General features: G+C 69.2%; 17 protein-coding genes. 8 read left to right on the top strand and 9 right to left on the bottom strand.

Features of this window, described 5'->3' with window-relative positions; genetic code table 11:
* Nucleotides 1-42 precede the first annotated feature (42 nt).
* On the bottom strand, nucleotides 43-966 hold the full coding sequence (locus tag C6Y44_RS09540; RefSeq protein WP_230787857.1) for a thiamine-phosphate kinase: 924 nt from the start codon (nucleotides 964-966) through the stop codon (nucleotides 43-45).
* 144 nt (nucleotides 967-1110) lie between these two features.
* Between C6Y44_RS09540 and C6Y44_RS09535 the strand changes: the two genes are divergently transcribed.
* Nucleotides 1111-1725 carry a DUF3515 domain-containing protein gene (locus tag C6Y44_RS09535; RefSeq protein WP_159418605.1) on the top strand — a complete coding sequence of 205 codons (615 nt, stop codon included), beginning with the start codon at nucleotides 1111-1113 and terminating at the stop codon, nucleotides 1723-1725.
* Nucleotides 1726-1826: 101 nt separating this feature from the next.
* Here the strand turns inward: C6Y44_RS09535 and C6Y44_RS09530 are convergent, their stop codons facing one another.
* A complete protein-coding gene (locus C6Y44_RS09530; protein ID WP_159419262.1) occupies nucleotides 1827-3368 on the bottom strand; it encodes an acetyl-CoA hydrolase/transferase family protein in 1542 nt (513 codons plus the stop codon).
* Nucleotides 3369-3717: 349 nt separating this feature from the next.
* Between C6Y44_RS09530 and C6Y44_RS09525 the strand changes: the two genes are divergently transcribed.
* The 5 genes from C6Y44_RS09525 to C6Y44_RS09505 all read left to right on the top strand — a co-directional run bounded on the left by C6Y44_RS09525 (nucleotide 3718) and on the right by C6Y44_RS09505 (nucleotide 9417).
* The gene (locus C6Y44_RS09525) at nucleotides 3718-5904 is read left to right on the top strand and encodes a RecQ family ATP-dependent DNA helicase (protein WP_159418606.1); all 2187 of its coding nucleotides are present in this window, start codon (nucleotides 3718-3720) and stop codon (nucleotides 5902-5904) included.
* Nucleotides 5905-6120: 216 nt separating this feature from the next.
* Nucleotides 6121-6627, top strand: coding sequence for a diaminobutyrate acetyltransferase (gene ectA, locus C6Y44_RS09520; RefSeq protein WP_006551193.1), 507 nt, complete (start codon nucleotides 6121-6123; stop codon nucleotides 6625-6627).
* 60 nt (nucleotides 6628-6687) lie between these two features.
* Nucleotides 6688-7977, top strand: a complete 1290-nt coding sequence (gene ectB / locus C6Y44_RS09515) for a diaminobutyrate--2-oxoglutarate transaminase (protein ID WP_120282224.1) — start codon at nucleotides 6688-6690, stop codon at nucleotides 7975-7977.
* 56 nt (nucleotides 7978-8033) lie between these two features.
* Nucleotides 8034-8432, top strand: coding sequence for an ectoine synthase (locus C6Y44_RS09510; RefSeq protein WP_120282223.1), 399 nt, complete (start codon nucleotides 8034-8036; stop codon nucleotides 8430-8432).
* Nucleotides 8433-8481: 49 nt separating this feature from the next.
* Nucleotides 8482-9417 (top strand): D-isomer specific 2-hydroxyacid dehydrogenase family protein, encoded by a 936-nt coding sequence (locus tag C6Y44_RS09505; protein ID WP_060651095.1) that lies wholly within the window; start codon nucleotides 8482-8484, stop codon nucleotides 9415-9417.
* 38 nt (nucleotides 9418-9455) lie between these two features.
* Here the strand turns inward: C6Y44_RS09505 and ligD are convergent, their stop codons facing one another.
* Nucleotides 9456-10403, bottom strand: a complete 948-nt coding sequence (gene ligD / locus C6Y44_RS09500) for a non-homologous end-joining DNA ligase (RefSeq protein WP_159418607.1) — start codon at nucleotides 10401-10403, stop codon at nucleotides 9456-9458.
* Nucleotides 10404-10539: 136 nt separating this feature from the next.
* Here ligD and C6Y44_RS09495 point away from each other — a divergent pair, with 136 nt between their 5' ends.
* Together C6Y44_RS09495 and C6Y44_RS09490 are read left to right on the top strand one after the other, a co-directional pair.
* Nucleotides 10540-12078: an ATP-dependent DNA ligase gene (locus C6Y44_RS09495; RefSeq protein WP_192378755.1), complete on the top strand. Its 1539-nt coding sequence runs from the start codon at nucleotides 10540-10542 to the stop codon at nucleotides 12076-12078.
* A 5-nt stretch (nucleotides 12079-12083) separates the two neighbouring features.
* The gene (locus tag C6Y44_RS09490) at nucleotides 12084-12929 is read left to right on the top strand and encodes an NAD-dependent protein deacetylase (RefSeq protein ID WP_159418609.1); all 846 of its coding nucleotides are present in this window, start codon (nucleotides 12084-12086) and stop codon (nucleotides 12927-12929) included.
* A gap of 5 nt (nucleotides 12930-12934) precedes the next feature.
* Here the strand turns inward: C6Y44_RS09490 and proB are convergent, their stop codons facing one another.
* The 6 genes from proB to ndk form a co-directional block, all read right to left on the bottom strand.
* Complete coding sequence (gene proB, locus C6Y44_RS09485; RefSeq protein ID WP_159418610.1) at nucleotides 12935-14038, bottom strand: glutamate 5-kinase; 1104 nt, start codon at nucleotides 14036-14038, stop codon at nucleotides 12935-12937.
* A 51-nt stretch (nucleotides 14039-14089) separates the two neighbouring features.
* On the bottom strand, nucleotides 14090-15547 hold the full coding sequence (obgE, locus tag C6Y44_RS09480; RefSeq protein ID WP_016691889.1) for a GTPase ObgE: 1458 nt from the start codon (nucleotides 15545-15547) through the stop codon (nucleotides 14090-14092).
* Between the two features lie 140 nt (nucleotides 15548-15687).
* Nucleotides 15688-15951 carry a 50S ribosomal protein L27 gene (gene rpmA / locus C6Y44_RS09475; RefSeq protein WP_006551184.1) on the bottom strand — a complete coding sequence of 88 codons (264 nt, stop codon included), beginning with the start codon at nucleotides 15949-15951 and terminating at the stop codon, nucleotides 15688-15690.
* Between the two features lie 36 nt (nucleotides 15952-15987).
* Nucleotides 15988-16299 carry a 50S ribosomal protein L21 gene (rplU, locus tag C6Y44_RS09470; protein ID WP_006551183.1) on the bottom strand — a complete coding sequence of 104 codons (312 nt, stop codon included), beginning with the start codon at nucleotides 16297-16299 and terminating at the stop codon, nucleotides 15988-15990.
* A gap of 234 nt (nucleotides 16300-16533) precedes the next feature.
* Nucleotides 16534-19872: a translation initiation factor IF-2 N-terminal domain-containing protein gene (locus C6Y44_RS09465; protein WP_159418611.1), complete on the bottom strand. Its 3339-nt coding sequence runs from the start codon at nucleotides 19870-19872 to the stop codon at nucleotides 16534-16536.
* 444 nt (nucleotides 19873-20316) lie between these two features.
* On the bottom strand, nucleotides 20317-20736 hold the full coding sequence (gene ndk, locus C6Y44_RS09460) for a nucleoside-diphosphate kinase (protein WP_006551181.1): 420 nt from the start codon (nucleotides 20734-20736) through the stop codon (nucleotides 20317-20319).
* Nucleotides 20737-20744: the final 8 nt, after the last annotated feature.

Raw genomic sequence — 20744 nt, 5'->3', positions numbered from 1 at the left:
TGCAGAACCTATCTCGAGCGAACCCCACCCGGAGTGAGCGGCCTAGAGACCAGCGCCCGCCGCGAAGCTCTCCCAGCCTCCGGATCCGTCGTGGCGCTGCCCGTCGACCGTGACGCCGGAGCCTTCCAGGACCACGCCGATCGGCCGCCATCCGTCCGGCAGGACGACCTCGCGAGGGAAGCAGGCCGCGAGGGCATGATCCTCGCCGCCGGTGAGGATCCATTCCCACGGGTCGGCCGCCAGTACCCGACCGGCCTCGCGGAGTTGCGTGTCGGGAGCGAGCGCACCGGAGTCGAGGTCGATCGCGACCTCCGAGGCCGTGCAGATGTGCCCGAGATCGGCGACGAGACCGTCGGAGATGTCGGTGCAGGCGTGGGCGCCGGCTGCGGCCGCTGCAGGACCTGCTGCATAGGGCGGAGTGGGCACACGATGCGCCGCGACGAGTTCGGGGAAGTCCCGGTTGCCGGCCAGCAGCAGGGCCAGACCCGCCGCGGAGCGACCGGTGCGACCGGCGAGGGCGACGACGTCGCCGGGGCAGGCGGTGGAGCGGAGCAGTGGTGGCCGTCCGTCGAGTTCGCCGAGCACGGTGACCGAGACGATCACCTGATCGGCCTGCACGAGGTCGCCTCCCACGACTCCGGCGCCGATCTCCTCGGCGGCTTCGCCGATGCCGGCCGAGATGCCGTCGAGCACGGCGACGGGTGTGTGGGGTGGGCATCCGAGGCCGACGACGAAGGCGGTGGGGCGTGCGCCGACCGCGGCGACATCGGCTCCGTTCTGGGCGACGGCCTTGCGTCCGACCTCCTGCGGGGCGGACCAGTCGAACCGGAAGTGCCGTCCTTCGACGAGCATGTCGGTCGAGATCGCGATGCGCCCGTCGGCGGCTGTCACGACCGCTGCGTCGTGCCCCGGCCCGACGAGTGTGCTGTCGGGTTGCCGCCGTGCTCTCACCGCCCGTTCGATCACGGGAAATTCGCCGATGTCGGCGACGGTGGGTCCGGTCGGGTTCGTCACGGTGACGGTCGCCTCTTTCTCGGTCGGCGGTGGGAGAGAGCCGGCACGTGCCCTGCTACGTTCGATCACGCTACCGCCCCCTGTCCCCGAGCCCGGATGCTGGACACGATGAACGACACCTCTGCTTCCGATCGCGAACCTTCCGACGACGCCCCCGCCGAGGCACCCGGATCGGACGGGACGCGACGCAGTCCCGCTCTGATCGCCACGGCGATCGCACTGCCCGTCGCTCTGCTGGTCGGCGTGGTGGTGGCGGCCGTGATCGTGTCGCAGTCACCTGTGAACACGCCTGTCGGCCTCGGTCCCGTGCCTGCTCCGGAAGCAGAATCCGAATCCTGCTCGCAGTTGCTCGACGCGCTGCCGGAGGAGCTCGGCGACTACACGCGCGCCGAACTGGCCGATCCGGCACCGGTGGGTGCGGCGGCCTGGCAGTCGGACGACGGCGAGGAGGTCGTCCTGCGCTGCGGTCTCGACCGGCCCGACCAGTTCGACCAGGCGGCGGCGCTGCAGGTGATCGACGACGTGCAGTGGTTCGAGGTGTCGGGAGCCGAGCAGGGTATCCCGGCGAGCACGTGGTTCGCCGTCGACCGGCCGGTCTACGTGGCCTTGACCGTGCCCGACGGATCCGGGCCGACCCCGCTGCAGGACATCACAGCGACGATCTCGACCACACTCCCGCAGCAGCAGATCGATCCGGCGCCGATCCGCTGAGCGGGATTCGCCCCCGCCGTCTTCACTACGACCCACGAACGAAGGTCGGCCCCGGCACCGTGGTGTGGTGCCGGGGCCGACCGTGTTCGTCGCCGCGCCGATCAGGACGCGTGCATGGTCCCCGTGCGCTGGTAGCGCTCGTGGAAGGAGAACGCCTCACCGAGCAGGTGCGGGGTGTGACCTGCTCCGGGGGCGGCTTCTGCGCGCTCGATGTAGTCGAGCAGTTCGGCGCGGTAGTCGGGATGCGCGCAGCGCTCCACGACGACCCGCGACCGACGACGGGGAGACAGGGCGCGCAGATCGGCGAGACCCTGTTCGGTCACGATGACCTGCACGTCGTGCTCGGTGTGGTCGACGTGCGGCACCATCGGGACGATCGACGAGATCGCGCCGTCGCGGGCCGTCGACGGGCTCAGGAACATCGACAGGTAGCCGTTGCGCGCGAAGTCGCCGGAGCCACCGATGCCGTTCATGATGCGGGTGCCCATCACGTGGGTGGAGTTGACGTTGCCGTAGACGTCGGCCTCGAGCATGCCGTTCATGGCGATGATGCCGAGTCGGCGCACGATCTCGGGGTGGTTGCTGATCTCCTGCGGCCGCAACATGATGTGGTCGCGGTAGAAGTCGATGTTCTCGACGAAGTCGTTCAGCCCCGCTTCGGACAGTGCGAGGGCAGTCGCCGAGGCGAACCGGACGGTGCCGTGCTTGACGAGGTCGAGCATGCCGTCCTGGATGACCTCCGAGTAGCACGTCAGCCCCCGGTACGGTCCGCTGTCGAGACCGGCGAGCACGGCGTTGGCGACGTTGCCGACACCCGACTGCAGCGGAAGCAGCGTGTCGGCGGGCAGCCGTCCCGCGGCGACCTCGTGCGCGAAGAAGTCGAGGACGTGGTCGGCGATGGCCCGGCTGGTGGCGTCGGGCGCCGTGAGCGCGGTGGCGCTGTCGGGACGGTCGGTCTCGACGACCGCGACGACGCGTTCCGGATCGATCCGGAAGTAGGGCTGGCCGATGCGGTCCTCGACGTCGGTGAGGTCGATCGGACGACGGTGCGGGGGAAGCGCGGTGCCGTAGTAGACGTCGTGCACGCCGTCCATGGCGGCGGGGATCCACGAGTTGACCTCGAGGATCACCTTCTCGGCGACGTCGAGCCAGGTCTTGTTGTTGCCGATGGACGTGGCGGGGATCAGCTCGCCCGTCTCCGTGATGCCGGAGATCTCGACGACGGCAACGTCGACGTGTCCGTAGTAGCCCTCCCAGACCTGCTGGGCGACGTGCGACAGGTGGATGTCGACGTAGTCCATGCGGCCTTCGTTGATCCGCCCGCGGGCGGTGGGCTCTGCCTGGTACGGCATACGCAGCGCGATTCCGTCGACATCGGCGAGCATGCGCTCGGTGTCGGAGGCCACCGACGCCCCGGTGAGCAGATTGATCCGGAAGTCGCCGCCGGTCGCCCGCGTGCGCCGGATGTGTTCGGCGAGGGCCGGGGTCACGGCCTTCGGGGTACCTGCGCTGGCGAAGCCGCTGATGGCGACCGTGTCGCCGGGGCGGATCCACTGGACGGCGTCCTGAGCCGACACGATCTTCTTGCGGTAGGTCTCATGACGTACCCGAGCCTCGGCCGGGGTCACGACGACCGACTCCACAGACGGCGCTGCGGGGGATGAAAGGGCTGCGTACATGACGACGACCATAGCGGCGCGGATGATCCGCTCGTCACACTCGGGCCGGACCGGCGATCGCCGTCACCAATTTGGACACAGAGTGTCACGAGTCGCACTCCAAGATCGATGTAATCCAAAGTTGTTGTTTCGCAAGATTTTACATGATGATTTCCGTCCCGCGGACTGACACTGGGTGCCACCACCTTTCGCGAGAGCCACTCCGCCGCCATCTCTACGGTATCCCCGTTCGCCGCCGCATCAGTACCGTTCGCCGCCCCCGGAGAACCGTTCACCGCCGCCGTGACGGAACGTCGTCGGGCACGATTGCAGCATGACGAACTCCACCGACCTGTTGCGCGACGATGCCGAGCACCTTCTCCGCGAGCTGGCAGGCCCCGATGCCCGGCTCCGCGACGACCAATGGGTCGCGATCGAGGCGCTCGTGGTGCACCGTCGCCGCGCCCTCGTCGTCCAGCGCACGGGCTGGGGGAAGTCGGCCGTCTACTTCATCTCCGCCAAGCTGCTGCGGCGGCAGGGCCGCGGCCCCACGGTGATCGTCTCGCCGCTGCTCGCCCTGATGCGCAACCAGGTCGCGGCCGCCGAGCGGGCCGGCGTCCACGCCGCGACCATCAACTCCGGCAACGTGACGGAATGGGCGGCGATCCACGAGCGGATCGCGGCGGGCGAGGTCGACGTCCTCCTCGTCAGCCCCGAACGCCTCAACAACCCCGACTTCCGCGACCAGGTGTTGCCCTCCCTCGCCCGCGACGCCGGACTGGTGGTCGTCGACGAGGCGCACTGCGTGTCGGACTGGGGTCACGACTTCCGGCCCGACTACCGCCGCATCCGCACCCTCGTCGCCGAACTCGGCGACGATATCCCGGTCCTGGCGACGACCGCGACCGCCAACGACCGGGTGGTCGCCGACATCGCCGCCCAACTCGGTGTCGGCGGAAGCAGCGACCTCGGTGGACGCAACGATGCCGGCTCCGGCGGCACGCTCGTACTGCGCGGCGGCCTCGACCGTCCGTCGCTGCACCTGTCGGTGGTGCGGATCGACGAACCGGCACGACGCGCGGCGTGGCTCGCGCAACATCTGAAGGATCTGCCGGGCTCGGGCATCGTGTACGCGCTGACGGTCTCCGCCGCCCGCGACCTCGCGGCGCTGCTCACCGACCACGGCTATGCAGTGGCGGCATACACCGGTCAGACCGAACCGACCGAGCGTGAACAGCTCGAGGCCGATCTCCTCGACAACAAGGTCAAGGCGCTCGTCGCGACCTCGGCGCTCGGCATGGGCTTCGACAAGCCCGACCTCGGCTTCGTGGTGCACCTCGGCGCTCCCTCGTCCCCGATCTCCTACTACCAGCAGGTGGGGCGTGCGGGTCGCTCCACCGAGCGCGCCGAGGTGGTTCTGCTCCCCGGCCCGGAGGACCGCCGGATCTGGCAGTGGTTCGCCTCGGTCGCCTTCCCGGACGAGGCGCTCGTACGACGCGTGATCGCAGCGCTCGATACCGAACGGCCGGTATCGACACCCGCGCTCGAACCGCGGGTCGACCTCACGCGCTCACGCCTGGAGATGGTCCTCAAGGTCCTCGACGTCGACGGAGCGGTGAAAAGGGTCAAGGGCGGCTGGATCGCCACCGGGCAGCCCTGGACGTACGACGAGGAGCGCTACGGGCGCCTCGAGGAGGCCCGCGCCGCGGAACAGGAGGCGATGCTCGAATACGAGCGCACCACCGAATGCCGCATGGTCTTCCTTCGCCGTCAGCTCGACGATCCCGATCTCGCCGCCGGGGGCCCCGGCTCCGATCACACCGCCGGGGGTCCCGGCTCCGATCACACCGCCGGGAGCCCCGGCTGCGGCCGGTGTGACAACTGCATCGGGTCCCGGTGGGAGACGTCCGTCGGCGACGACGAGGTCGCCCGGACCCGTGCCCGCCTCGAACGCCCCGGTGTGGATCTGCCGCCGCGCCGGCAGTGGCCCACGGGGATGTCGACCCTCGGGATCCCGCTGTCGGGCCGGATCACGGACGGTCCGCGCCCCGGGCGCGTGCTGGGCCGGCTGTCGGATCTGGGATGGGGACCGCGACTGCGCGAACTGCTCGACGGACCGGACCGCGAAGCGCCGAAGGCGGTGGTCGACGCGTCGATCGCGGTGCTCGCGGCGTGGGACTGGGAGGAGCGGCCCACCGCCGTCATGGCCATGGACTCCCCCACACATCCCTTGCTCGTCGAGTCACTCGCGTCCCGATTGGCACAAATCGGACGATTACGAGATCTAGGTGTATTGCGACGCCGAAGCGGGAATACGGAGCCGACGGCAGCGAACTCGGCATATCGGGTCGCCGCACTGATCGACGCGTGGGAGCGACCCGACAATGTCGGGTCGAGTGGTCCGATCCTTCTCGTCGATGCGGTGACCGACACCGGCTGGACGTTCACGATGGCGGCGAGAACTCTCGTCGCCGCGGGAGCCGACGCGGTGTTGCCGTACGCACTCGCGAGCCCGAAGTAATCGCCACGAGGAGGACCGACGTAACATGTTTGTGACCGGCATCACAACATGCGCTCGACCTGCACGGACCACAGGGTTCCGATCCCGATTCCGGACACGGGCGTGATCTCGACACCGGAAGTTGTTAGGTTGAAAGGACATATGAGGCCCGTCAAGGAAAGAAGTACCCCGACCCCCGACTCGGCTGAAACGAATATCGCGACCACATCTTCGGACGTGGCCGCAACCGAGTCCGGTAGTGAGCCGGCTGCAATCGAATTCCGGCGTCCGCGTATCGCCGACGGTAGACGACTCTGGCAGATCGCGCGTGATTCGCAGGTTCTCGACGTCAATTCCGGTTACGCATATGTGCTGTGGTGTCGCGATTTCGCCGACACATCGGTCGTCGCAACGGACGACACCGATCGCCCCGTGGGATTCGTGACCGGCTACCGCCGCCCCGACTCCCCGAACACCCTGTTCGTCTGGCAGGTGGCAGTCGACGCAGACCAGCGTGGACGTGGAGTGGCCGGCCGTATGCTCGACGCTCTGCTCGACCGACTCGAGCCGCTCGGCGTGACCCGTCTGGAAACGACGGTGAGTCCCGACAACGAAGCGTCGATCGCAATGTTCACCGCTCTCGCGCGTCGCCGCGGAACGCATATCACTCGCACCGAGTTGTTCGCGCCCGACGATTTCCCTGATTCACATCTGGCCGAGGATCTCTACACCATCGGCGAATGATCGCAGCGCATGTGCGCGCGACATCTCATAATTCTCGAATAATCACAGGAGGACCACGACATGACCATCCTGGAAAACAAGCCCGAGACCACCGGTAAGCCCGATACCTCGATTTTCTCGCACCTCGAATCCGAGGTTCGGAGTTACAGCCGCGGCTGGCCCGCCGTTTTCGACAAGGCATCGGGATCCTGGCTGCGCAGCGAGGACGGCAAGGACTACCTCGACTTCTTCGCCGGCGCCGGAGCCCTGAACTACGGCCACAACAACCCGGTGCTCAAGTCGGCCCTGGTCGACTACATCATGAGCGACGGCGTCACCCACGGCCTCGACATGTACACCGTCGCCAAGCGCAAGCTGCTCGAGACCTTCGAGTCGCACGTGCTCGCACCGCGTGGCCTGGACTACAAGGTCCAGTTCCCCGGCCCGACCGGCACGAACGCCGTCGAGGCGGCTCTGAAGCTCGCCCGTAAGGTGACCGGTCGCGAGTCGATCATCAACTTCACCAACGCTTTCCACGGCATGACCCTGGGTGCGCTGTCGGTGACCGGCAACTCGATGAAGCGCGCCGGCGCGGGTGTGCCTCTCGTCCACGCGACGCCGATGCCGTTCGACAACTACTTCAACGGTGTCACCGAGGACTTCCAGTGGTTCTCGCGGGTCCTCGACGACGCGGGCAGCGGCCTGAACCGTCCGGCCGCGGTCATCGTCGAGACCGTGCAGGGTGAAGGCGGCGTGAATGTTGCTCGCCCCGAGTGGCTTCGTGCTCTGGCCGACCTGTGCAAGGAACGCGACATCCTGCTGATCGTCGACGACGTGCAGATGGGCTGCGGCCGCACCGGCCCGTTCTTCTCGTTCGAGATCGCCGGCATCACGCCCGACATCGTGACCCTGTCGAAGTCGATCGGCGGATACGGAATGCCGCTGGCGCTCACCCTGTTCAAGCGTGAGCTCGACGTATGGGGTCCGGGCGAGCACAACGGCACCTTCCGCGGCAACAACCCGGCCTTCGTGACGGCGGCTGCCGCCCTCGAGCACTACTGGGCCGACGACAAGCTCGAGCGCGACACCCTGCGCAAGGGCGAGCGCATCCGCCAGACCTTCATGAACCTGTCGGACATGTTCGACGGCGTCTCGACCCGCGGCCGCGGCCTGGTCCAGGGCCTGGTCTTCGACAAGGCGGAGGACGCCGACAAGGTCTGCGCCCTGGCCTTCGAAGAGGGTCTGCTCGCCGAGACCTCCGGTCCGTCGGACGAGGTCGTCAAGCTGCTGCCGCCGCTGACCATCACCGACGACGAACTCGAGTTCGGGCTGAACATTTTGGCGGAAGCGACCGCCAAGGTCCGTTCCTGAGCGGTCCCCGCTCCGCCCGCTCGAACCCACTTGCAGAAAAAGGACTTTCGACACCCATGATCGTTCGTACGACAGAAGAGATCACCGGCACCGAGCGCGACGTCGTCTCGGAGGACGGCCAGTGGCGCAGCAAGCGCATCGTCCTCGCCGGCGACAAGGTGGGCTTCTCGTTCCACGAGACCACCATCGAACCCGGCACCGTCAACGAGTTCCACTACGCCAACCACGTCGAGGCCGTGTGGCTCGTCGAGGGCACCGGCAAGCTCCAGGACCTCGACAACGACGTGGAGTACGACCTCGCTCCGGGCACGATGTACCTGCTCAACGGACACGAGCGTCACCGCGTGCTCCCCGACACGCGCATGCGCATGCTGTGCGTCTTCAATCCCCCGGTCACCGGCCGTGAGGTGCACGACGAGAACGGTGTGTACCCGTTGATCGTCGAGCCCGCCTGAGTGCGGTAACCACGTGACCGATGCGGGGCGGACGCTTAGAGTCGAGACCATGACTCCCGAGCGTGCGCCCCGCATCGCTGTCGGCCCCGAGCGCGACCCCCGTTTCGAACGGGCGGTCACGGGCGGGGGCGGCGTGCCCTGCGGACTCGAGGACACCCCCGACGCGCTCGTCTGGACGGCCGGGCCGCAGGACTTCCCCGAGGTCCTCCCCGCCTCCGTCCGCTGGGTACAGCTACCGTCCGCCGGTGTCGAGTACTGGCTGTCGCAGGGCGTCGTCAAGGCCCACCCTCGCGTCACCTGGACGTCGGCGGCCGCGGCGTACTCCACGACCGTCGCCGAACACGCGCTCCTGCTCCTGCTCGCCGGGGTCCGGGCCCTGCCGGCCCATCTGGCGGCCACCTCGTGGACACCCGAGAGTCTCGCGCCGGTCGTCGGCACCCTCCGCGGCGCGACGGTCGGGATCATCGGCGCCGGCGGTGTCGGCCGGGCGCTGATCCCGATGCTGGCCGCGCTGGGGGCGCGCGCACTCGCCGTCACCCGCAGCGGCCGTCCCGTGCCGGGGGCCATCGAGACGTTCCCCGTCGAACGCATCGACGAGATATGGCCTCTGGCAGATCATTTCGTCATCTCCGCGACAGCCACCCTCGACGTCGAGCAGCTCGTCGGTGCAACCGAGCTCGCAGCGATGAAATCCACGGCGTGGGTCGTCAACGTCGCCCGGGGCGATCTCGTCGACACCGACGCCCTCGTCGCCGCTCTCCGATCCGGCGCGATCGGCGGCGCGGGGCTCGACGTCACCGATCCCGAACCGCTCCCCGACGATCATCCGTTGTGGACGCTCCCCAACGCCGTGATCACCCCCCACGACGCCAATCCACCCCCGCTGCGCATCCCGGCCTATCTCGAGCACGTGACCGAGAACGTCACACGGTTCGCGTCCGGCCTCGTGCCGATCGGGGTCGTCGATCCCAGCGCCGGCTACTAGGCCACGTCTACCGGGTCACCGTTACCGGGCCACAGGGCTCACTCGGACGCCTTCTCCTGCTTCTCGTCGCGTTCCGCCCATTCCAGGAGCGGATCGAGGGAGAAGACCGCGTCGTCGATGCCCGCGTGCAGGTCGCCGAGTTCCTCGAACCGCTTCGGCACGGTCCGGATCGTGAAGTCCCGTGGTTCGAGGTCGTCGATCTCGTCCCACCGCACCGGAGTGGAGACCGTCGCCTCCGGCACACCGCGGACGGAATAGGCACTGGCGATCGTGTGGTCGCGCGAGTTCTGGTTGTAGTCGACGAAGACCGCCGACGGGTCGCGTTCCTTGCGCCACCACGCCGTCGTCACGTCGCCGGGCGCGCGCCGCTCCACCTCCCGCGCGAAAGCCCATGCGGCCCTTCGGACGTCGTCGAACTCCCATTCCGGCGCGATCCGGACGTAGACATGCAGGCCGTCGCCTCCCGAGGTCTTCGGCCAACCCACGGCACCGAGTTCGTCGAGCACCTCGTGCGCCACCGACGCCACGCGCCGCACCCGATCGAAATCGCAGTCGGGCATCGGATCGAGGTCGATCCGCCACTCGTCGGGCCGCTCCACGTCGCTGCGCCGAGAGTTCCACGGATGGAACTCCACGGTGGACATCTGCACGGCCCACACGACGTCCGCGAGACGGGTCACGCACAGTTCGTCGGCGTCGCGGTCGTAGCGCGGGAAGTGCACCCGCACGGTCTCGACCCAGTCCGGAGCCCCGCGCGGCAGCCGCTTCTGGTGCACCTTCTGCCCTTCGAGACCGTCGGGGAACCGGTGCAGCATGCAGGGCCGCTCACGGAGTGCCCGGACGATCCCCTCCCCCACGCTCAGGTAGTAGTTCGCGAGATCGAGCTTGGTCGCCCCGATCTCGGGGAAGTACACACGATCGGGATGCGTGATGCGCACCGTGCGACCGTCCACGTCGAGTTCGACTGCATCGGCGTCCTTGCTCATCCGCCTCTCCCGTCCCTCCCCCTCGTGCACACGTCCTGTGCACCATCCTGGCCTCTCGATTCCCACCGGCGTGCGGAAATACACCCCGACGCACGATTTCCTCCGCGTGGCACGTCCGGGCGCTAACGTCGAAGCGATGCTGCTGCACTCGGTTGTCGACACCTCCGTTGCCGTCGCCGCCACACGGTCACGACGCACCAAGATCGATCTGCTGCGGGAAATACTCGGGCGCGCCGAACCTCACGAGGTCGAAGCGGTGGTCTCATGGTTGTCCGGAGAGATGACCCAGGGCCGCGTGGGTGTCGGCTTCCGCACCCTCGCCGGCCTCTCCGCGCCGGTCGCCGACGATCCGACGCTCTCCGTCGACGAGGTGTCCGGCTTCCTCGACCGCCTCGCCGGCATCGCGGGTTCCGGATCCACCGCCGCGCGGCAGCAACTGCTCCTGGAGCTGTTCGGCCGGGCCACCGAGTCCGAGCAGCGTTTCCTCGTCGCGCTCCTCGGTGGTGAGCTGCGGCAGGGTGCTCTCGAAGGGGTGATGACCGATGCGGTCGCAGCGGCAGCCGGTCTCCCCGTCGAACCGGTCCGCCGGGCGGTGATGCTCTCGGGCCGACTCGCGCAGGCCGCGGCGGCGGCCTTCGACGGTGGCGTCGACGCGCTCGCGGAATTCGGCCTGGAACTCGGCCGACCGGTCCGACCGATGCTGGCCTCGCCCGCCGAGTCGCTCGAGGCGGCACTCACCGAGTTCGACGGGGCCGTGAGCGTGGAATACAAACTCGACGGTGCACGCATCCAGGTGCACCGCCACGAGGACGCCGTGTGGATCTTCACTCGCACGCTGCGCGATATCACCGCATCGGTCCCCGAACTGGTCGAACTCGTCCGGGCACTGCCGTGCCGCAGTGTCGTGCTCGACGGCGAGACACTCGCGCTCACCGATGCCGGCCGTCCCCGACCGTTCCAGGAGACCATGAGCCGGTTCGGTGCCCGCTCCGAACGCGAACTGCTCCTTTACCCGTACTTCTTCGACTGCCTGCACCTCGACGGCGCCGACCTGCTCGACGAGCCACTGTCGGTGCGTCTCGACCAGCTCGCCCGTGTCGCGGGTGAGCACCGTATCCCCGCGCTCGTCGCTCCGGACGCCGACAGCGCCGAGGCGCATCTCGGTGACTCGCTCGGCAACGGTCACGAGGGCGTCATGGTGAAGTCGCTCACGTCGACCTACACCGCCGGACGCCGGGGCCGAGCCTGGCAGAAGGTCAAACCCGAGCACCCCCTGGATCTCGTGGTGCTCGCCGCCGAGTGGGGTTACGGGCGCCGCACCGGCTTCCTGTCCAATCTGCACCTCGGTGCCCGCGACCCGGACGGTGGTCCGCCGATCATGGTCGGGAAGACGTTCAAGGGACTCACCGACGCGCTGCTGCAGTGGCAGACAGAGGAATTCCCGCGCCACGAGACGCATCGCGACGAGCACACCGTCCACCTGCGACCCGCGATCGTCGTCGAGATCGAACTCGACGGAGTGCAGACCAGCAGCCGCTATCCGGGCGGGGTGGCGCTGCGCTTCGCACGGGTGCTGCGGTACCGGCCCGACAAGTCGGCCGCCGACGCCGACACCATCGATGCGGTCCGCGCGCTCCTGCCCGCAGCGCCGGTTCCCGGAAGCGGCCTACCGTAGATGGAGTGATCGACGTTCCACTCCGTTCCGACGACCTGCCCACTCTCCTGCACGGCCGTCGGATCGCTGTTCTCACCGGCGCCGGGCTGTCGACGGACTCCGGTATCCCCGACTATCGCGGACCGGACTCGCCGCCCCGCAACCCGATGACCTACCAGCAGTTCGTCGGCGACGCGGAGTTCCGGCAACGCTACTGGGCGCGCAACCACGTCGGCTGGAAGCACATGGACGCCGCCCGCCCGAATGCCGGGCACCGGGCGCTCGCGGCCCTCGAACGCGCCGGTTCCGTCGTCGGCGTGATCACCCAGAACGTCGACCTGCTGCACACGAAGGCCAGCAGCCGGCGGGTCGTCGACCTGCACGGCACCTACGCGCAGGTCCGATGCCTGTCGTGCGAACACCGCATCTCGCGGTTCACGCTGCACGAGCGGCTGTGCGCGGCCAATCCGGGATTCGACGACCGGATGCGCGCGACGACCGGTCTCGAGGTCGCCCCCGACGCGGACGCGGTGGTCACCGACACCGAGGACTTCGTCGTAGTGGACTGCGAGCGCTGCGGCGGGATGCTCAAACCCGACATCGTGTACTTCGGGGAGACGGTGCCGCGCCCGCGCGTCGATCTCGCATTCTCGGTGGTGGACAGTGCCGACGCCCTGCTGGTCGCCGGGAGTTCGCTGACGGTGCAGTCGGGGCTGCGTTTCGTGCGTCGCGCCGCGCAGCGGAACATCCCGGTGGTGGTGGTCAATCGCGGCCCCACCCGCGGGGATGCGCTGGCGACCCTCAAGCTCGAAGCGGGTACCTCGGAGACCCTCGCCTTCCTGGCCGACGCGGTGACCGCACCGACTTCGTGAGGTTCTCAGACCACCCGGACGAGATCGTCGGCGTGCACGACGGGTCGCTGGAGATCCGGCGGCAGCTGCCTGGTCGAGAAGCCGATCATGAAATCGAGTTCGGACGCGTCGTAGGCCACCACACCGCGCGCAACCGTGCGGCCGTCGGGCGCGACGATGCCCACGACGTCGCCGGCGTGGAAACCGCCACTGGTGCCGGTGATTCCGGCGGCGAGCAGCGAGCGTCGCCGCTCCATCACGGCGCGCACGGCACCCTCGTCGAGATACAGCGAACCGTGGACGTCGGCAGCATGCCGCACCCAGAAACGCCGCGCCGACAGACGCTGCGGACGGGCCGCGAAGGCCGTGCCGACGTCGGCGGCGCCCAGCGCGCGATCGGCCTGGGCGGCCGCGGCGAGCAGCACCGGCACGCCGGAGTCCGCCGCGAGACGGGCCGCGGACAGTTTCGACGCCATGCCACCGGTGCCCAGCGCGCCGCCCGAGCCGGCGACCACGCCGTCGAGATCCTCGGGGGTGCGGACCTCGGGGATGAGGTTCGCGGAGCCCTTGCGGGGATCCCCGTCGTACAGGCCGTCGACGTCGGACAGCAGGATCAGCGCGTCGGCGCCGATGAGATGCGCGACGAGGGCGGCGAGCCGGTCGTTGTCGCCGAAGCGCAGTTCGACGGTCGCGACGGTGTCGTTCTCGTTGACCACCGGGACCGCCCCGAGCGAACGCAGCCGGTCGAGGGTGCGTTGCGCGTTGCGATGCTGAATGCGCCGGCCGATGTCGTCGGCGGTGAGCAGCACCTGGCCCACGGTGCGGTCGTAGCGGGCGAAGGAGGTGCCCCAGGCGTGAGCGAGGGTGAGCTGCCCGACGCTGGCCGCAGCCTGCTTCGTCGCGAGATCACGCGGCCGACTCGTGAGACCGAGCGGTGCGAGCCCGGCACCGACCGCACCCGAGGAGACCACGACGACACTCGAACCCGTGCGGATCCGGGCCTCGATGGCATCGACGAGACGATCGAGCCGGCCACGGTCGAGCCCACCCACCAGGCTCGTGATCGCCGACGAGCCGATCTTGACCACTACGCTGCGGGCGTGGGAGACGACCTCCCGGGTGTCGCTCATGTTCTCCTCGGTACGCTTCGGGCTTCCTGAACGGTGGGAACGCGGGGCCGGTTACTCGAACTCGTCGTCGGTGGCCAGACCGCGGCGCACCTTCTTGGCGTGGCGACGTTCGGCGGCGCCGACGCGGTCGACCTGGTCGAGGCGGGCGTCGGTGCCGCGACCGGTGGGCACGACGTCCACGCCGGCCTGCGTCTGCGGTTCCCACTCGAAGCCGACCTCGCCGATGGTGACCCAGCATCCGGGTTCCGCGCCGAGCTTGACGAGCTTGTCCTCGACGCCGAGACGTGCGAGGCGGTCGGCGAGGTAACCGACGGCCTCGTCGTTGTCGAAGGCCGTCTGGCGCACCCACCGCTCGGGGCGGGTGCCCCGCACGATGAATCCGCCGGGCACCTCGGGATCGCGGACCACGGTGAAGGCCTCCTCGTCGCGGGCGACGGGACGGATCACCGGGCGGGTCGGCGCGGCCGGCGGATGTGCCTCGCGGTATTCGTCGACCATCTTCGCGAGCGCGAACGTCAGCGGACGCAGGCCGTCGCGGCTCACGGCCGAGATCGTGAAGACCGGCCAGCCGCGGGCCTCGAGTTCGGGGGTGACGAACTCGGCGAGTTCCTTCGCGTCGGGCACGTCGGCCTTGTTGAGGATCACGATGCGGGGGCGCTCGGCGAGGTCGCCGAGTCCGCTGTCGCCCGACAACGCGGGCTGGTAGGCGGCGAGTTCGGCCTCGAGCGCGTCGATGTCGGAGATCGGGTCGCGGCCGGGTTCGAGGGTCGCGCAGTCGACGACGTGCGCGAGCACGGCGCAGCGCTCGAGATGACGGAGGAAGTCGAGGCCGAGACCGCGGCCCTCACTGGCGCCGGGGATCAGGCCGGGCACGTCGGCGACGGTGAAGGTCGTGTCGCCCGACTGCACCACACCGAGATTCGGCACGAGGGTGGTGAACGGGTAGTCGGCGATCTTCGGCTTCGCGGCCGAGAGCACCGACACGAGCGACGACTTGCCGGCCGAGGGGAAGCCCACGAGACCGACGTCGGCGACGGACTTCAGTTCGAGGACGAGATCGAGTTCCTCACCCTCCTCACCGAGCAGCGCGAAGCCGGGGGCCTTGCGTGCCTTCGACGCGAGTGCGGCATTGCCGAGACCACCGCGACCGCCGTGCGCGGCGACGAAACGCGTGCCGGTGCCCACGAGGTCGGCGAGGATCCGTCCGTCGCGGTCGAGCACGACGGTGCCGTCGGGAACCTTCAGGACGAGGTCGCCGCCGTTGGCACCGTTGCGGTGGCCGCCGGCGCCCTGGGCACCGTTGGTCGCCTTGGCGTGCTGGTGGAAGTGGAAGTCGAGCAGGGTGTGGACGTTGCGGTCGACTTCGAGGACGACGTCGCCGCCGTTGCCTCCGTTACCGCCGTCGGGGCCGCCGAGCGGCTTGAACTTCTCGCGGTGGACGGAGGCGCAGCCGTTGCCGCCCTTACCGGCGCTGACGTGCAGCACCACCCGGTCGATGAAGCGGGACATGGGTGGACCTTCTCTCGTCCGAAAAAACAAACCTGGTGATCAACGCAACAAGGGCGGGTCAGGGTGTGCGACCCTGGCCCGCCCCTATTGGGAGTATGTCGCGGGAACTGGTCCCGCGGTGTCCGTTACCGGACGGCAGATCAGGCGTCTGCCGCAGCCGGAACGATGTTGACGGTCTTGCGACCGCGCTTGGTACCGAACTCGACGGCACCGGCCGCGAGGGCGAACAGCGTGTCGTCGCCGCCGCGTCCCACGTTCACGCCGGGGTGGAAGTGGGTGCCGCGCTGGCGCACGATGATCTCGCCGGCGTTGACGGCCTGGCCACCGAAGCGCTTGACGCCGAGTCGCTGTGCGTTCGAATCGCGACCGTTACGGGAGCTGGATGCGCCCTTCTTGTGTGCCATGACGAACCCTCCTGGGGTTGAAGCTCGAAGCTCGGTTTACTTGATGCCGGTGACCTTGACGACCGTCAGCTTCTGACGGTGGCCCTGGCGCTTGTGGTACCCGGTCTTGTTCTTGAACTTGTGGATGCGGATCTTCGGGCCCTTGGTGTGCTCGACGATCTCGCCGGTGACCGAGACCTTGGCCAGCTTGTCGGCGTCGGTGGTCAGTTCGGATCCGTCGACGACGAGGACCGGGGCAAGCGAGACAGCAGCGCCGGGCTCACCCTCGATCTTCTCGACCTTGACGAGGTCGCCTTCAGCGACCTTGTACTGCTTACCGCCGGTCTTGACGATCGCGTACGTTGCCATCGGACGGCTACCCCTTGCTTCTTCGAACGTGCTCGCGCCACAGTGCTGCGGACGCGACTGGTCTGGTGTGGTTGCTGACTCGGGTCCCGCCGGCATCCTGAATCCGGACGCGGCTGGGCACTATCGCCGAGTAGCGACTGAACAAGATTACGGGAAGGTGACTCCCAGGGTCAAACCGGGTGGCACGGTAGTGCCTGCTTCCGGGCCGGTCGTGACCGGCCCGGAAGCGGAGGGTCACGCTTCGGCGTCCACCGGAGGTCCGGCGGGGCGCCCTGCGGCACGCCGCGAACGCGGCCGCCGCACGATCTCCACCGGCGTCTCGACCGGTGTGCTCGGCCGGGAATCCGACTCGGCCTCCGTCGACGTACCGGTCGGCGCAGGGACGACGAACACCTTGGCTGCAAGCCCACCGTCCCCGGCGGGCGCTGCGGCCGCCCGGGCGACCCTGCGTGCCCGGCGGCGACGCGGAGCCGGTTCTGCGGCCTCGACGGAAGCCGCTCCGTCGGTGCTCTCCCCTGCTCCGGAGACGGCAGCCTCGGGAACAGCGGTCCCCGCGACTGCGGCTTCGGCTGCTGCGATCTCTGCCTCGACCTCGGCGGGTTCGTCGGAGGCGGTCGTCACCGTGGTGGCGTCCTCCCCGGCGACGGACTCCTTCGTCGGCGCGGCGACCTTCTCGGGCTCGACGGCCTGCAGCGGCTCGGTGACCTTGACCGGGTCGACGTCGCCCGCGGGTGCGGACACTGCCTCGGATGCGGTCTCGGTCGCTGCCGGCTCTGCCGCCGGAGCGTCCGCGGCCGGTGTCGAGTTGTGCGCGGCCATCGCGAGCGCGACGGGGTGAGCGGCACGCTTGACGACCTCGTCGGGCGACGGCGTCGTGTGTGTCTCGGCGGCGGGCTCCTGCGAGCTCTTGTCGCGTCCACGCTTGCGCCGCGAACCACCGCCGGACGAACGACCGGAGTCGTCCGACGACTTCGACTCGATCGGCTCCGAGTGCACGATGAGGCCGCGGCCGCTGCAGTGCTCACAGGTGGTGGAGAACGCCTCGACGAGACCGGTCCCGAGCCGCTTGCGCGTCATCTGGACCAGGCCGAGCGAGGTGACCTCCGAGACCTGGTGGCGGGTGCGGTCCCGGCCGAGAGCCTCGGTCAGGCGACGCAGCACGAGGTCGCGGTTCGATTCGAGCACCATGTCGATGAAGTCGACGACGATCATGCCGCCGATGTCGCGCAGGCGCATCTGGCGGACGATCTCCTCGGCCGCCTCGAGGTTGTTGCGGGTGACCGTCTCCTCGAGGTTGCCGCCGGACCCGGTGAACTTGCCGGTGTTGACGTCGATGACGGTCATCGCCTCGGTGCGGTCGATGACGAGCGTGCCGCCGGACGGCAGCCACACCTTACGGTCGAGAGCCTTCGCGAGCTGCTCGTCGATGCGGTGCGCACCGAAGACGTCCACCGAGTTCTCCGAGCGGTAGCGCTCGACGCGCGGCAGCAGGTCGGGTGCGACGGTCCGGATGTAGCTCTCGACGGTGTTCCACGCCGAGTCACCCTCGATGACGAGCTTGGAGAAGTCCTCGTTGAACAGGTCGCGCACGACCTTCACGAGCAGATCCGGCTCCTCGTAGAGCGTCTTCGGCTGGCCCGATGCGTCGGCCTGCAGCTTCTCGGACTGCTCGCGGATCGACTCCCACTGCGTCTGCAGGCGGGTGACGTCGCGCGAGAGTTCCTCCTCGCTCACGCCCTCCGCGGCGGTACGGATGATCACGCCCGCCTCGGAGGGGACGATCTCCCGGAGGATGTCCTTGAGTCGCTTGCGCTCGGTGTCGGGCAGCTTGCGGCTGATGCCCGTCGACGAACCGCCCGGCACGTACACCAGGAAGCGTCCGGCGAGGCTGATCTGGGTGGTCAGACGTGCGCCCTTGTGACCGACCGGGTCCTTGCTGACCTGCACGACCACCTGGTCGCCGGGCTTGAGGGCCTGCTCGATCTTCCGGGAGTTGCCTCCGAGGCCCGCGGCCTCCCAGTTCACCTCACCGGCGTAGAGCACGCCGTTGCGGCCACGGCCGATGTCGATGAACGCCGCCTCCATGGACGGGAGGACGTTCTGCACGCGGCCGAGGTAGATGTTGCCGACCATCGACGCCGAACCGGAGGTCGTGACGAAGTGCTCGACGAGGATGCCGTCCTCGAGCACCGCGACCTGCGTCATGCCCGCGTGGGAACCGCCCGTGCGTTCGCGGACGACCATGACCCGGTCGACGGCCTCGCGGCGGGCGAGGAACTCCGATTCGGTGAGGATCGGGGGCCGGCGGCGACCGGCCTCGCGACCGTCGCGACGACGCTGACGCTTCGCCTCGAGACGCGTCGAACCGCTGATGCCCTGGACCTCGTCCTTGGCGCGGCTCTTCGGACGCGGCTCCCGCTCGTGGACGACCGTGGGAACCGAGTCGTCATCGGTGCTCGCGGTGTCGGTGTCGGAACCGCGACGACGACGGCGACGGCGGCGGCGACGGGACGTCCCCCCGCCCTGCTCGTCGTCGGTGTCGTGCTCGTCGCTGCTCTGTTCGTCACCCGAGGCGGCCTCGTCGGAGGTGCCTTCCTCGGTGCCTGCGGTCTCCTCGGCGGGAGTCTCCGCTGCGGTGGACTCCGATTCGGCGGACTTCTCCGTCTCCGCGGCGGCGGACTCCGAGTCCTCGCCGGTCGCGGTGGTCTCGTCCTGCTGGTCGGTATCGGTGCCGTCCCCGCGGCCACGTCCACGACCGCGACGTCCGCGGCGGCGGCGACGCGGCTGATCGTCCTGGTCTTCGTCCGCCTGCTGCGACGGCGCTTCCCCGGTGGACTCGGCGGACTCGGCGGCGGCCGGCTCGACGGTCTGCTGCTCGTCCTCGGCCGGTGCCTGCTCGGTGTCCTTGCCGCGGCGTGCGCGCCGGCGACGCGGGCGGGTCTCCTCCTCCTCGGCAGGCGAGGGCACCTCCGGCTGGAGGAACAGCGGTGCAGCGACGATCGGCTCGGCCGTGGTGGACGGCTCGGGCATCTCGAACAGCGGCGTGCTCTGCTCCACCGACGTGAACAGCCCGGTGGGTCCTCCGACGGAGGGGATGTCGAGTGCCTGCGGTGCGGTCTCGTCCGCGGTCTTCTCGGTGGGTCGCAGTTCGTCGCTCTCGACCGGCACGGCCTCGGCGGTCTCCGCAGCCTCGGTAGCAGGCTCGGGAGTCGTCTCCACGGCAGGCTCCGGCGCGGGCTCGGCTTCGGGAGCCGTCTCCGCCACAGCTTCGGGAGCCGTCTCGGCTGCAGCTTCGGGAGCCGTCTCAGCTTCCTGTACGGCGGGCTCGGGTATGCCCGTGTCGTCGCTCAACGCGGCATGCAGGTCCTCCGCGACATCGCGTGGGAGGGTCGAGTGCGCACTGCGCAGCTCGGTGCCGCGCTCGGCGGCTTTCGCGATCACCTGCTTACTGGTCAGCCCCAGCAGCTTGGCGAGGGCATGGACGCGGATCTTGGCAGGCAGACCGAGGAGGTTCCGTCCCCCTGCGTCCGACGCTTCGATCGAGTTGTTCTCCGGCGGCTCTTGATCGGCCACGTAGGTCTCCTAAGGCCCCCGGGCGCGTCCACCACCGACAACAGCGATGTGAGCGGCCACGCGGGGGCGCAGCTTGTGTACTCGCGCCGGGTGGGCGCGAGTCCTTCCGGTCTCGCATCGCGCGGTCGTCCGGTGCCCGTTTTCACTGCACGGCCGAGCAATGCCTGGCTTGATCGCGGGTCGAGCGCCGGAACATCCAGCGTGCCGCCGAGCGAGGTGTCTCCTTCGTCCTCGGCCACAGCGATGTCGGGCATCGATCCGTGATGTCGTTCGGCCGCTCCGCACGCGGTGTGTGCGGGGCAACCTCTGCCAGTATCCCACACGGAGATGCACGGATACGCCAACGGCGCCCCGGAGGGCGCCGTCGGCGGTGTCGGGAGGCGCGAAGCGCGACGCCCGAGAGGTTTCGTGAGCGACACGCCAGGCGCCGCTCGGGCGGGGCTGTTACTTCGCAGCCAGGGCGGGGAACCAGAGAGCGATCTCGCGCTCGGCGGACTCCACCGAGTCGGAGCCGTGGACCAGGTTCTCGCCCGGATCCAGACCGAGGTCGCCACGGATCGAGCCGGGCACGGCCTTCTCGACCGGATCGGTGCCACCGGCGAGCTGCCGGAACGCCGCGATCGCGCGGGGGCCTTCGAGGACCGCGGCCACGAGGGGGCCGCCGGTGATGAACTCGATCAGCGAGGGGTAGAAGGGCTTGCCCTCGTGCTCGGCGTAGTGCGCTCCGGCGACCTCCTCGGTCGCGGTGCGCAGCTCGAGAGCCACGATGTCCAGCCCCTTGCGCTCGATGCGCGAGAGGATCTCTCCGACGTGACGGCGTGCGACGCCGTCGGGCTTGATCAGTACCAGGGTCCGCTCAGTCACGCGACAAG

Origin of the sequence: Rhodococcus rhodochrous (assembly GCF_014854695.1) — a bacterium.
GTDB lineage: Bacteria > Actinomycetota > Actinomycetes > Mycobacteriales > Mycobacteriaceae > Rhodococcus.
Note: the sequence above shows the minus strand (reverse complement) of the source record. Positions and strands in the feature narration are given on the sequence as shown.